The sequence below is a fragment of the Streptomyces sp. NPDC102441 genome (assembly GCF_044765585.1).
Taxonomy (GTDB): Bacteria; Actinomycetota; Actinomycetes; order Streptomycetales; family Streptomycetaceae; genus Streptomyces.
Genome location: NZ_JBIWKH010000014.1, coordinates 220760 through 233668 on the forward strand (window position 1 = coordinate 220760; position 12909 = coordinate 233668).

The window sequence follows — 12909 nt, forward strand, 5'->3', positions numbered from 1 at the left end:
AGCAACATGTGAACTTCTGGGAGTATTTGGGCACAAGGCACCAACAGCTGCTCACCGACGCGTTCCAGCACGTCAGCGCGGTCTTCCAGTGCATGGTCATCGCTACCGTTCTCGGTGTCCTGATCGGGGTCGTCAGTTACCGCAGTGGCTGGGGCGGCTCACTGGCGGTCACCTCCACCTCGGCGATCCTCACCATCCCGTCGCTCGCGGCGATCGGCCTGCTGATCCCTGTGGTCGGCCTCGGGGTCCCGCCCACCGTGATCATCCTGGTCCTGTACGGCCTGCTGCCCATCGTCCGCAACTGCATCGTCGGGCTGCGCGGGGTCGACCCCTCCCTCGTCGACGCGGCGAAGGGCATCGGGATGTCCCGCACGAGGCGGCTGCTCAAGGTGGAGCTGCCACTCGCGTGGCCACCCATCCTCACGGGCATCCGGGTCTCCACCCAGATGCTGATGGGCATCGCCGCCATCGCCGCGTACGCCTCGGGTCCCGGTCTCGGCAACGAGATCTTCCGCGGACTCGCCTCACTCGGAAGTGCCAACGCCATCAATCAGGTCCTCGCCGGCACGATCGGCATCGTCATCCTCGCTCTCCTCTTCGACGCCGCGTACGTACTGCTCGGGCGGCTCACCATCCCTAGGGGGATCCGTGCCTGAGACCGCCGCCACCGGGTCGACGGAGTCGGCCACCCCGCCCCGTCCCGCGACCACCTCGGGCGCGACCATCCGGCTGGAGAACCTCTCCAAGTCCTATCCGGGCAGTCCCTCCCCCGCCGTGGACAACGTGTCCATGGACATCAAGGCCGGTGAGACCGTGATTCTCGTGGGCCCCTCCGGCTGCGGGAAGTCCACCACGCTGAAGATGATCAACCGTCTGATCGAGCCGACGTCCGGGCGGATCAAGATCAACGACGAGGACGTCACCGACATGGACCCGGTGAAGCTGCGCCGCCAGATCGGCTACGCCATCCAGTCCTCCGGTCTCTTCCCGCACATGACCGTCGCGGAGAACATCGCCCTCGTGCCGAAGATGACGGGCTGGTCGAAGTCCGGGGTGAAGGACCGGGTCGAGGAGATGCTCGATCTGGTCGGGCTCGACCCCCGGGAGTTCCACGGGCGGTACCCGCGCCAGCTCTCCGGCGGACAGCAGCAGCGTGTGGGCGTGGCCCGGGCACTGGCCGCGGACCCGCCGGTCCTGCTGATGGACGAGCCGTTCGGTGCGGTCGACCCGATCACCCGCGACCACCTCCAGGACGAGCTGATCCGCCTCCAGCACGAGCTGCACAAGACGATCGTCTTCGTCACCCATGACTTCGACGAGGCGATCAAGCTGGGCGACCGGATCGCGGTGCTGCGGGAGCAGTCACACATCGCGCAGTTCGACACCCCGGAAGCGATCCTCACCAACCCGACGGACGACTTCGTCTCGGGGTTCGTGGGGGCGGGGGCGGCCCTGAAGCGGCTCAACCTCACTCGCGTACGGGATGTGGGCATCGCCGACTTCCCCACGGTGACCGTCGAGGACCCGCTCCAGTCGATCTTCAACAAGCTGCGGGACGGCCAGCACAACGAGCTGCTGATGCTGGACCGTCGCAACCGTCCGTACAAGTGGCTGCGGCGCGGCGACCTGATGCGGGCCAAGGGCTCGCTCGCCAGGGCGGGGCAGCTGGTGCACGACACGGTGACCCGGGACGCGACGCTGCACGACGCGCTGGAGGCCGTACTGACCGACAGCGGCGGGCGGGTCGCCGTGACGGGACGGCGCGGAGAGTTCATCGGCGTCGTCGACATGCACACCCTGATGAACTCCGTGCAGGAGCTCCTGGAGGCCGACCGGCTCACCGCGATGGAGCACGAGCAAGACCTGGAGGAGCTGCGCGTCCACCGGACGGAGCAGGAGCTGGAGGGGGGTGACGGCGGGCTGTGACCCCCAGTCGTCAGGCACCCCCCAAGGGGGAACGGCCGTCCGGAGAACACGACGTGGGAGGCCACTCCTTCCGTGACGAGGAGACGGAGCCCACCCCGACGTCGCCCGCTCCCGCGCGCCGCATCACCTGGAAGAAGCTCGTGCTGGTGCCGGCGGTCTGCGCCGTCGTCCTCGTGGTGACCTATCTGTGGATCTCCAACGTCGACCTCGACTCGATCGCGCAGAACTCGCTGGCCGGCGACAACGTGCAGGTCCGCTGGTGGCAGCACGTCAGGCTGACCGCGATCTCCACCATCTGGGTGCTGATCATCGCTATCCCGCTCGGTATCGCGCTGACCCGGCGCGGCCTGAACAAGGCCGCTCCCTGGGTCACGGCCCTCGCGAACATCGGCCAGGCCACGCCGGCGATCGGGCTGCTGGCCCTGCTGGTGATCTGGCTGGGCATCGGCCCGTCGACCGCGATCACCGGCATGGTGATCTACGCGGTCCTGCCGGTGCTCTCCAACACGGTGACGGGTCTGAACCAGATCGAACCGACACTGGTGGAGGCTTCCAAGGGCATCGGCATGTCCGCCATGGGCACCCTCACGAAGGTCGAACTGCCGCTCGCCGTCCCGCTGATCCTGGCGGGTGTACGCACCGCCCTCGTGCTCAACGTGGGCACGGCGACCCTTGCCACGTTCGGCGGCGGAGGAGGACTCGGCGACCTGATCACCTCGGGCATCCAGACACAGCGCATGCCCGTGCTGGTGCTCGGGTCCGTACTGACGGTGGTGCTGGCACTGCTCGTGGACTGGCTGGCATCGCTTGTCGAACTGTGGCTGACGCCGCGTGGACTGGAGGAAGCGTGAGGGTACGTACGGGCCTGGCATCGACGGCCGCGCTCGCCCTCCTGCTCACGGGGTGCGGGCTGAAGAGCGGATCACCGCTGGTGGACGAGGTGGAACCGGGGTCCATCGGGAAGGGGCATCCCCTCAAGGGCGCGTCGCTGACGGTGACCTCGAAGAACTTCAGCGAGAGCATCGTCCTCGGCCAGATCATGGGGCTGATCTTCAAGGCGGCCGGCGCCGAGGTCCTGGACCGGACGAACCTGCCGGGGTCGATCAGTGCGCGCGAGGCGGTCGTCAAGGGCGATGCGGACGCACTGTACGACTACACGGGTACGGCGTGGATCACCTACATGGGCCATGCCGAGCCGATTGTCGACCCGCAGAAGCAGTACGAGGTGGTCCGGGACGAGGACAAGGGCAACGGGGTGACCTGGCTCCCGCCGTCCACGCTCGACAACACGTACGCCCTGGCGATCAGCAAGAAGAACAACGCCAAGTACAAGCTGAAGACCCTTTCGGACGTGGCAGCGCTCGCGAAGAAGAACCCGAAGGCCGTGACGATCTGCGTGGAGAACGAGTTCGCCTCGCGCGACGACGGGCTGCCCGGCATGCAGAAGAAGTACGGGATGAACCTGCCGGCCTCGAACATCCAGAAGATGGACGCGGGGATCATCTACACCCAGGCGTCGAAGTCCAACTCCTGCCTGCTCGGCGAGGTGTACACCACCGACGGCCGCATCAAGGCGATGAACCTGGACGTCATGGAGGACGACAAGCAGTTCTTCCCCAACTACACCGCCGCCCCCGCCATCCACACGGCGACCCTCGACAAGTACCCGGAGATGGCCGAGCTGCTGGCGCCGATCACCAAGAAGCTGACGACGCCGCTCGCGCAGGAGTTGAACTCCAAGGTGGACGTCGACGGGCAGGACCCGCACGAGGTGGCGAAGGACTGGCTGGTGAAGGAAGGATTCATCAAGGAGGGCTGAGCGGAACGGCGACTTCCAAAGAAGTCGTTGCAAAAAACGTGTTGCAAAGCTGTCTTTGCAACTCTATGGTCGTGACATGCCCACGAACGAGCCGTCGGAAGACGGCACCTCCCCGCATGCCGATGACCTGAAGATCCACCACGTCGACACCCGCACCCTGCGTGGCCTCGCACACCCCCTGCGGATCCGGCTGCTGAACGCCCTGCGGGAGTTCGGCCCCGCCACCGCATCTGGACTCGCCGACCGGCTCGGCGAGTCCAGCGGGGCCACCAGCTACCACCTGCGCCAGCTCGCGACGTACGGCTTCGTCGAGGACGACCCGGAGCGCGGCAAGGGGCGCGAGCGGTGGTGGAAGGCCGTCCACATGGGCACGTCCTTCGGGCACAGCGAGAACTTCCTGCAGCACCCGGACCCCGAGGTACGCGGCGCCATCGGAATCGTCCTTCACGAGGTCGCCGGCACACACACCCAGGAGCTGAACACCTGGCTGGGGACGATGCACGAATGGCCCGAGGAGTGGCGCCGGGGCTGGGACCTCAGCGACTTCAAGGTGCGTCTCACCCCGGAGCTCTCCCTGGAGCTCGCGGAGAAGATGCAGGAGCTGGTGAACAGCTACCGCGGCCGCGTCCCCGAGGACACCGAGGGATCAGCCGTCGTCCGCACCCACGTGCACGTTTTCCCGCGCCCCACCGACTGAGGGGATCACCGTCATGCACAGCGACATCCACACCCTGCTGCACACCTACCGGGCCACCGAACTCCAGCGCGAAGCAGTCGAGTTCAGCCCGCAACCACGCCCCCGGCTGCGCCAGCGCATGGGCTGGACGATGATCGAGCTGGGCCTCCGGCTGGCACAGAGCCGGCCGCACCCCATGCGCGCCGCACGAACGGCCTGACGGTGGACGGGGGGTACTTCCTGGCGACGCTGAGCCCGCTGGTCTTCCCCGCGTGGCGGACCATGGAGGGCCCCCAGCCGCAGGTCAGCAGCCCGGGGCCTTGCCCCCCTGGTCCAGGGCCCGCAGCGAGGACACCGCGCTCTTCAGCGTCGTGACGGAGATCAGCCGCAGGCCCTCGGGCCGCTCGGCCTTCGCCTCGTTGCACTCGGCCTTCGGCACCAGGAAGACGGTCGCCCCGTCACGCCGGGCGGCCTGCGTCTTCAGGGAGACCCCGCCGACCGGGCCGACCGTACCGTCGGACTCGATCGTCCCCGTACCGGCGATGGTGCGGCCGCCGGTCAGGTTGCCTCCGGAGCCGTTGTCGGAGAGCTTGTCGATGATGCCGAGTGAGAAGAAGAGGCCCGCGCTCGGGCCTCCGACGTCGGCGAGGTGCAGGGTGACGTCCACCGAACCGGGCTTCATGTCCAGGTAGTTCAGAGCCGCGTCGACGGCGACGTTCTGCGACTCCTCCATGTCCTGGAGGTTGTGCTGCTCGATCTCCTTCTCGGAGCCACCGGTCGGATAGACGGCGTCTCGCGGCATGACCGCCCGGTCCGTCCTGAACCAGCTGTCCACCACGTCCCCGACGCCGACGTCGGCCGTCGGCGACGTCGCGAGGATCGTGGTCATCAGCAGCTTGCCGTCGGTGGGGTGGGTCGGCGCGCCCTTGATCGTGATGACCGGTGCCCCCTTGTCGTCCCCCAGGACGTTCGCGGTGGTGCCGGGCTGCGCCAGGGTGAAGGGCAGCGGCGCGAAGGCGGCCGTACCGAACAGTGCGAGGACCGGCAGCGCGCAGAGGGCGAGAACGCGGGGGCGAGAGAGACGAATGGCCACCCGACCAATCTATCCGCCGCGCACCGCCGGCTCCGACCGCCCCGGCGCGGATCCGGCACCGCGGGCGGTCGCAGGCCGGCGCGGCGGCCGGCCGGAGCCGGCACCGCAGCCGGTCGCTCTAACGCAGCGCGTCGGCGACCTCACGGGCCGCGTCGAGGACCCTCGGCCCGACCCGTTCCGGCACGGCGTCCGCGAGCATGACCACACCCACGCTGCCCTCCACGCCGGAGACCCCGACGAGCGGCGCCGCCGCCCCGCAGGCACCGGCTTCGAGCTCGCCCTGGGTGAGGGTGTAGCCCGGGTGGTCGACCGTCTTCTGCCGGGCGGTGAGGATCGCCCGGCCCGCGGCGCCCCTGTCCAGGGCGTGGCGGAAGCCGGCCCGGTAGGCCACGTGGTAATCCGTCCAGGTCGGCTCGACGACGGCGACCGCGAGCGCGTCCGACCCGTCGACGAGCGTGAGGTGGGCGGTGGCCCCTATGTCCTCGGCCAGGGAGCGCAGCGCGGGCAGCGCCGCCTCCCTGACGAGCGGATGCACCTGCCGGCCCAGCCGCAGCACGCCCAGGCCCACTCGGGCCCGGCCACCCAGATCACGGCGGACGAGGGCGTGCTGTTCCAGGGTGGCGAGCAGTCGGTAGACCACGGTGCGGTTGACACCGAGTTTGTTCGACAACTCGGTGACGGTCAGGCCGTGATCGGTATCGGCGAGCAGTTTGAGGACACGCAGTCCCCGGTCGAGCGTCTGAGAAGTCTCCGCGGTCACGACGCCCATCTCCCTCGTGGTGAGCGGGGCGGTTGTCTCTCCGGAATGCCGACGCCGGTCCCACGGCGACGCACCGAGAGGCCGCCGACTGGCCATGGCACCGGCTGCGCTCCGCGGCCACACTGCCACGGGGCGTTCATGTTTCGGGGACATTAGCGAGGGAGTCCGCTCAGCGGAAGACCTCGTCCAGAATCCGGTCTCCCTCCGGGACGGCGTTGCATAACCGCCGGTCAGCGGCGGACCGTCCGGAACGCGAACATCTACGCGCGTTCAAGTCGGGTGACGCGGCCGCCACGCTCCGTGCATCATGCGTGAACGATTGTTAACACACCGTGAATAATTTTCGTAAAAATCTTCCCGCCCGGGCGCCCGGCACACCCTCACGCGCCCCGAAGGACGGAGCGCGCCCCGCGTCGCTCCGGCACCGCGACGCCCGCAACCTCCGCACTGAAACTCCCCGCATCAGCTGTTACCAATTCTCCACACATTACTTACAATTGATCACTTCAATGCATGGTCGACTCTTGGGAAAAGTGCCGGTCCCGATCGATGGAGCGGCCCGCCGTAGACCCACCGCAAGAGGGGCATACGGGAATATATCGGTGACACGGGGAGGGCATCCGCCAATGGCGTGGGACGAATGGGAACAGCTGAAATCCGAGGCGGCCGAGAGGAACTCGGCGCGCATGCAGTTGAACCAGCTGCCGCCCGAAGCGGGAGGCGGGCCGCCACCCCAGGGCGACCTGAAGGTGAACCAGAAGGATCTGGCGGCGATCGGCAATGTCGCGTACCGGATGTACGGCGACCTCGAGAAGGCCGGTGACCACGCCCGCGCCTCCACCCAGAAGGCAGCCGGAACGCTGAAGACGGAGACATTCGCCCTGGGCGGGGCCCTCGAACACGTGGCCACACGCTGGATCGACCAGGTCCGCTCCCTGATGGACGCGTGCGCACACATCTCGAACCACCTCGACTACACCAAGGGCGCCCACGCCGGCGACGAGGTCTACATCGGCACGGTGGTCAGCAATATCGACATCCTCGGCAAGGGCTTCGACGAAAAGGCGGGCGGCTGATGGATCTCGACTCCCTGCGCTTCGCGAACTTCACCGACCTGGACGCGGCGATCACCGACTGGGAACAGATGGTCGCCAAGCTCAAGATTCTCCAGGAAGACGCGAAGGACGACCTCAAAGCCAAGTCCGACAAAGCGAACTGGGCCGGCGAGAACGCCACCGTCACCCGCACCTTCGTGGACAAGACGGCCGGAGAGTTCGCCGACGCGCACACCCAGGCCGAGACGATCAAGAAGATCATCACCGACACCCGCGGTGAACTGGTCGGATACCGCACCCAGCTGAACGCGGCCATCGAGCGCGGGCTGACGAAGAACCTCACCGTGCGCGACACGGGAGAGGGGGCCTTCACCGTCACCATGAACATCCACCCCGACCGGGCGGCGAAGGGCACCACGGTGCCGGAGCACTCCCAGGACGACGTCGACAAGTTCTGCACAGAGATCCAGCACATCCTGAAGAACGCCACGGAGAGCGACACCTCGGCCGCCAAGGTGCTCACGCTCTTGGTCGACCAGGCGAAGTACGGCTTCTCCGACGCCAGTTACGCGGACCGGGACTCCGCGGCCAAGGCCGTGGCGGAGGCGGAGAAGCTCGCCAAGATCCTCAAGAAGGACCCGCACGACGTCACACTGACCGAGCTCAACACGCTCAACACCACCCTGGCCGCATACAAGAACGACCCGCTCTTCGCCGAGCGGTTCGCCACCCAGGTGGAGCCCAAGAAGATCCTGGACTTCTACGCCGGAGTCGCCGACCCGTACCAGGGCATGGGAAGGGACCCGAAGTTCTTCGAACAGGCGAAGCAGCTCCAGAAGAACCTCGGCATCACCCTGGGCACGGCCACGATCTCCGACAGCGACAAGATGCAGGAGTGGGAAGGGAAGATGGTGAAGCTGGGCCCGGGCCGGCTCGGCATCGACGACGCCAACGACCCGACGGGCTTCGGCGTCATGAGCAACCTCATGCGGTTCGGTGACTACGACGACCAGTTCCTCAACTCCTATGGCGACAAGCTCATCGCGTACGACAAGGAACGCAACGTCGAGGACATGAGCCCCTGGGTCAACAACTGGAACCAGGGCGACCTCAACTTCTGGGACAAGAACGACCGGGGCCGCGACCCGATGACGGGCTTCATGCAAGCCCTGGGCCACAACCCGGAAGCCTCCACGCAGTTCTTCGCACAGCCCGAGGGCGCGGGGGCCACGGTCGACAAGGACGGCGAGGTCAACGAGCACCTCAAGTACCTGACCCAGGACCGCATCTGGCTTGCGGACCCTACGCTGGACGGCGACGCCAAGGTCAATGCGGGCAAGGACGCACTCGGCTACGCGATGGAGTCCGCCACCACCGGCTACTCGTATGACTCCGATGTAATGACAGGGAAGGAGCCGATGATCCCCGGCAGCGGGGACCGCCGAACAGCCGCCGCAGCCGGTGTCATGGAGCAGGTGGCGTACTTGTACGGGAGCGAGAAGGGTCCCGACATGCTGCACGAGCAGTCCGAGCTGGCGGACAGCCTGGGCAAGATGGCCGGCGCCTACATCGACGATATCGACTACAGCTTGTCGGGTATCGGGGACCACGCGAAGGACGACGGCGCCTTCCCCGCCAAGTACGACGGGCGGGCGAACTTCGGCAACACCGGCGCCGTCAACTTTCTCAGTGTTCTGGGACAGGACGAGACATCCCACAAAGCGGTCACGACGGCGCAGCACCTCTACACGCTCAGCGCACTGGACGCCTACCCGGCCACCAGTGAGAGGAATATCGACAACGCTCACGACGCGTTGACTACTGGTGCCGAGGCGCGAGGCATCCTCGACCACGCGCGCGTACAGCAGGCGGAGATGGACTTCGAGAAGGGCTCCGAAGAGGCCAACAAGTCCCTGGGCCGTTCCGGGGACTGGATCAAGCTGGGTACCGGAGTGGTCGTAGGAGGCGGTATCGCGGCTGTCCCTCTGCCCGGTAGTACCGCCGCAGCCCTGGTCATTGCACCGATGGTGGCAGACACGGCGGGGGAGGCCATCAATACGTTCATCGGCCACCAGGTCGACAAGGGTATCGACGCCGCCGAAGAGAGCCCCACGGCGCAGGCACAATTGACCAGCCAGCAATTCTACGATCAGGGCACCTCGCAACTCGGGCAAGCCTACGTGGATTACACCGAGAGGAATCCGAAGATCGGGGAGTTCGTCGATGACGCGAACTGGACGCAGGAGATCGAGTACAGCTACGACTCAGGGTCAGGCCAGGGCGACCGACAGGGACGCAGCCCGCACGAGGACTGACAAGCAGTGCAGCAAACAGTCAGCTATGCACATGTCGGAGCGTTCATGAAGACAACAACGTACTGGGCTGCATTCGCGGCTCTGGTCATCGCTGGGGTGACCGGATGCAGCAATGACAGCAGTGAGGTTGAGGAACCGGACGTGCTCTCGTCCTCCCAGGTCTGCGACGGAACCCTGTCCCCTGCAGCGGCCGCCGCGCTGGAGCGCATCGGGGGCACTGATGGTTTCACGGAGATCCAGATCGCAGGCGACAAGGACTACCGATGGTCGCTGGAGGAGGCTGAAAAGCACCTCCAGGGCGCAGCGTTCTCTCACCGCTGCCATGTGTACAAGGAAGACGACGAGAGCGGGCATCCGCTCATGAGCATCCGCTTCTCAGCAAAGTCGAGCCACCCGGACCCGGTCGAGGCTGCACCGAATAGAGATCGCGACAAATTCATCTACCCTCTCGGCCTTTACGCAGCCACGACGGGGTATATCGGAGCTGATCTTTACTTCGCTTGCCCCACTGAGGGAGCCAAAGGCCGAATGCCCTATGTGCAGGCCGACATGTTCTCACTGGAGAACCAGATGAAACCCGGCAGCTCCGTCAAGGACCGCATGACAATCCTCAACTCCGTATCCCGCGCCCTGGCCGAGGAGCTCGGCTGCACCGCCCAGGCCAAGCTGCCCGCCAAGGTCCCCGACGCCCTGTCCGAATAACACCGAGGCCCCGGTGCACGCGCGGATCACACCGCCCGAGCACCGGGGCCTGTCGGACCTCCAAGCTCACCGCATCCGGGTGGCCCACTCCTGGACCTTCTTGATCCGGTCCTGGATCTGCCCGGCCGTCGCCTCCGCGCTCGGCGGGCCGCCGCACACCCTCCGCAGCTCGGTGTGGATCACCCCGTGCGGCTTGCCGCTCTGGTGCGTGTACGCCGAGACCATCGTGTTGAGCTGCTTGCGCAGCTCCAGCAGCTTCTTGTGCGTGACCACCGGCCGGTTCTCGGCCGCCTTCTCCAGCAGGTCCGCCTCTTCCGCCGGCTTCTGCCGACTGTGCGCGATCTGCCGGGTCTGCCGCTTCTGGAGCAGCAGTTGCACCTGGTCGGGTTCGAGGAGGCCCGGGATGCCCAGGTAGTCCTGCTCCTCCTCGCTCCCCGGGTGCGCCTGCATGCCGAACTCGGCGCCGTCGTAGAGCACCCGGTCGAAGACCGCGTCGGACTCCAGCGCCTCGAAGGGCAGCTGCTCCTCGGTCTCCTCGTCCTCGAGCTTCTCCGCGTCAGCGAGGAGCTGGTCCTCCTCGGCGAACGGGTTCTCCTCGTCGCTGCCCTTCTTCGGCTTGTCGAGCACGTGGTCGCGCTCGACCTCCATCTCGTTCGCGAAGTCGAGGAGCATCGGGATGGTCGGCACGAAGACGGAGGCGGTCTCTCCCCGGCGCCGCGACCGTACGAAACGTCCGACGGCCTGGGCGAAGAAGAGCGGCGTCGAGATCGTCGTGGCGTACACGCCGACCGCGAGACGCGGGACGTCGACGCCCTCCGACACCATCCGAACCGCGACCATCCAGCGCGACTCGTCCTCGCTGAACTTGTCGATCTTCTTCGACGCCGCCTTCTCGTCGGAGAGGACCACGGCAGGGGACTCCCCCGTCACCTTCTTGAGGATCTTGGCGTACGCGCGCGCCGACTCCTGGTCCGTCGCGATGACGAGCCCGCCCGCGTCCGGAATGCCCTTGCGTACCTCCGTCAGCCGCTTGTCGGCGGCGGACAGCACGTTGGGGATCCATTCGCCGGTGGGCGCGAGCGCGGTGCGCCAGGCCTGCCCGATGGCGTCCTTGGTCATCGGTTCGCCGAGCCGGGCCGCGATCTCGTCCCCGGCCTTGGTGCGCCAGCGCATGTTGCCGCTGTAGCTGAGGAAGATCACGGGGCGGACGACCCCGTCGGCGAGGGCGTTGCCGTAGCCGTAGGTGTAGTCGGCCGAGGAGCGGCGGATGCCGTCGTTGCCCTCCTCGTACGCGACGAAGGGGATCGGGTTGGTGTCGGACCGGAAGGGCGTACCGGTGAGCGCGAGCCGCCGCGTCGCCGGGTCGAACGCCTCCTGGCAGGCCTCGCCCCAGGACTTCGAGTCACCGGCGTGGTGGATCTCGTCGAGGATCACGAGCGTCTTGCGCTGCTCGCACCTGTTGCGGTGCAGCATGGGACGCACGCCGACACCGGCGTACGTGATCGCGACCCCGTGGTACTCCTTGCTCACGGGGCCGGCGCTGTAGTCCGGGTCCAGCTTGATGCCTATGCGGGCGGCGGCCTCCGCCCACTGCTTCTTGAGGTGCTCGGTGGGCGCCACGACGGTGATCTGCTGCACCACGTGGTGGTGCAGCAGCCATGAGGCGAGGGTCAGCGCGAAGGTGGTCTTCCCGGCGCCGGGCGTCGCAACCGCGAGGAAGTCGCGCGGCTGGTCCTGGATATACCTCTCCATCGCACCCTGCTGCCAGGCTCGCAGCTTCCCTGCCGTGCCCCAGGGGGCGCGGCCGGGAAAGGCGGGTGAGAGGTGGTGGGAGGCGGTAGTAGTCACGGTCTCCGGTTCGGGTCTCTCGGGTACGTGGGCGGCTGCCGATACGACAACCGGGCCACCCTACCGGCGGGCGGCGCGGAACCCCCCTGGGCGACGCCTCTCGGGAGGATAGTGCGACAGCGGTCACACCTCGGCGACGACCAGCTCGCGCAGCCCCTGGGCGATGACCTTCACCTCGTCCACCTCGCCGGTCGCCACCGCGATGACCAGCCGTTCCGCCGCATCGATGTCCGGGCGCAGATCGACTCCGTTCATCGCCAGGAACGAGACGCAGGACAGCCATGCAGTCCGCTTGTTGCCGTCGAAAAGTGGATGGTTGACCGCAAGCGACTGGAGGAGCGCCGCGGCCTTGTCGATCACGTTCGGGTAGGCCTCCTCCCCGAACATGGCAGCGGACGGACGGTGTGCCGCGGACTCCAGGAGACCGACGTCCCGCACGACGACCTGCATGTCGTCGCAGGCGTATCCCGCGATGACGAGGATGTCCTCGGAAGAGAGATAGACGCAGGTCACTTGAGCCGGTCCATGAGCTCGCCCCACTTGGCTGCCTGCTCCTTGGCGGTCTTACGGACGATGGCTTCCTGAGCCGTCCGGGCGAGGTAGTCGTCCACAGCCTTGAGCAGTATCGCGTGCATGCTGGTGCCCTCCTGCTCGGCCCGCTGCTTGAGTGCCTCGGTCTGGTCGTCGCGGAGACGCAGGTTCATGGCCATACCAG

14 protein-coding genes are annotated in these 12909 nt (G+C 67.1%); 9 read left to right on the forward strand and 5 right to left on the reverse strand.

Features of this window, described 5'->3' with window-relative positions; all coding sequences use genetic code 11:
- The first annotated feature begins 8 nt into the window (after positions 1-8).
- The 6 genes from ACIREO_RS29100 (at position 9) to ACIREO_RS29125 (ending at position 4641) form a co-directional block, all read left to right on the forward strand.
- Entirely contained in the window at positions 9-656 is a 648-nt protein-coding gene (locus ACIREO_RS29100; RefSeq protein ID WP_404115487.1) for an ABC transporter permease, read from the forward strand.
- Positions 649-1926, forward strand: coding sequence for an ABC transporter ATP-binding protein (locus ACIREO_RS29105; RefSeq protein WP_404115489.1), 1278 nt, complete (start codon positions 649-651; stop codon positions 1924-1926). The genes ACIREO_RS29100 and ACIREO_RS29105 overlap by 8 nt, the downstream gene beginning before the upstream one ends.
- Entirely contained in the window at positions 1923-2777 is an 855-nt protein-coding gene (locus tag ACIREO_RS29110) for an ABC transporter permease (RefSeq protein ID WP_404115491.1), read from the forward strand. The genes ACIREO_RS29105 and ACIREO_RS29110 overlap by 4 nt, the downstream gene beginning before the upstream one ends.
- On the forward strand, positions 2774-3745 hold the full coding sequence (locus ACIREO_RS29115; RefSeq protein WP_404115493.1) for a glycine betaine ABC transporter substrate-binding protein: 972 nt from the start codon (positions 2774-2776) through the stop codon (positions 3743-3745). Before ACIREO_RS29110 ends, ACIREO_RS29115 begins: the two co-directional genes overlap by 4 nt.
- 76 nt (positions 3746-3821) lie before the next feature.
- Positions 3822-4442: an ArsR/SmtB family transcription factor gene (locus ACIREO_RS29120; protein ID WP_404115495.1), complete on the forward strand. Its 621-nt coding sequence runs from the start codon at positions 3822-3824 to the stop codon at positions 4440-4442.
- A 13-nt stretch (positions 4443-4455) separates the two neighbouring features.
- On the forward strand, positions 4456-4641 hold the full coding sequence (locus ACIREO_RS29125; protein ID WP_404115497.1) for a hypothetical protein: 186 nt from the start codon (positions 4456-4458) through the stop codon (positions 4639-4641).
- An 84-nt stretch (positions 4642-4725) separates the two neighbouring features.
- Here ACIREO_RS29125 and ACIREO_RS29130 read toward each other — a convergent pair whose 3' ends face one another.
- A complete protein-coding gene (locus tag ACIREO_RS29130; protein WP_404115499.1) occupies positions 4726-5514 on the reverse strand; it encodes a S16 family serine protease in 789 nt (262 codons plus the stop codon).
- Between the two features lie 118 nt (positions 5515-5632).
- The gene (locus ACIREO_RS29135; RefSeq protein WP_104786256.1) at positions 5633-6274 is read right to left on the reverse strand and encodes an IclR family transcriptional regulator; all 642 of its coding nucleotides are present in this window, start codon (positions 6272-6274) and stop codon (positions 5633-5635) included.
- 686 nt (positions 6275-6960) lie between these two features.
- On the opposite strand from ACIREO_RS29135, the gene ACIREO_RS29140 reads away from it, so the two are divergent.
- The 3 genes from ACIREO_RS29140 to ACIREO_RS29150 are packed head-to-tail and all read left to right on the forward strand — an operon-like array spanning position 6961 to position 10346.
- Positions 6961-7350, forward strand: a complete 390-nt coding sequence (locus tag ACIREO_RS29140; RefSeq protein ID WP_404115501.1) for a hypothetical protein — start codon at positions 6961-6963, stop codon at positions 7348-7350.
- Positions 7350-9644, forward strand: a complete 2295-nt coding sequence (locus ACIREO_RS29145; RefSeq protein ID WP_404115503.1) for a hypothetical protein — start codon at positions 7350-7352, stop codon at positions 9642-9644. Before ACIREO_RS29140 ends, ACIREO_RS29145 begins: the two co-directional genes overlap by 1 nt.
- Before the next feature lie 45 nt (positions 9645-9689).
- Positions 9690-10346 carry a hypothetical protein gene (locus ACIREO_RS29150; protein ID WP_404115505.1) on the forward strand — a complete coding sequence of 219 codons (657 nt, stop codon included), beginning with the start codon at positions 9690-9692 and terminating at the stop codon, positions 10344-10346.
- Positions 10347-10412: 66 nt separating this feature from the next.
- Here ACIREO_RS29150 and ACIREO_RS29155 read toward each other — a convergent pair whose 3' ends face one another.
- The 3 genes from ACIREO_RS29155 to ACIREO_RS29165 form a co-directional block, all read right to left on the reverse strand.
- Complete coding sequence (locus tag ACIREO_RS29155; RefSeq protein ID WP_404115507.1) at positions 10413-12194, reverse strand: DEAD/DEAH box helicase; 1782 nt, start codon at positions 12192-12194, stop codon at positions 10413-10415.
- A gap of 123 nt (positions 12195-12317) precedes the next feature.
- Positions 12318-12707 (reverse strand): type II toxin-antitoxin system death-on-curing family toxin, encoded by a 390-nt coding sequence (locus tag ACIREO_RS29160; protein ID WP_404115509.1) that lies wholly within the window; start codon positions 12705-12707, stop codon positions 12318-12320.
- The gene (locus tag ACIREO_RS29165) at positions 12704-12904 is read right to left on the reverse strand and encodes a ribbon-helix-helix protein, CopG family (protein WP_129263580.1); all 201 of its coding nucleotides are present in this window, start codon (positions 12902-12904) and stop codon (positions 12704-12706) included. The genes ACIREO_RS29160 and ACIREO_RS29165 overlap by 4 nt, the downstream gene beginning before the upstream one ends.
- Positions 12905-12909: the final 5 nt, after the last annotated feature.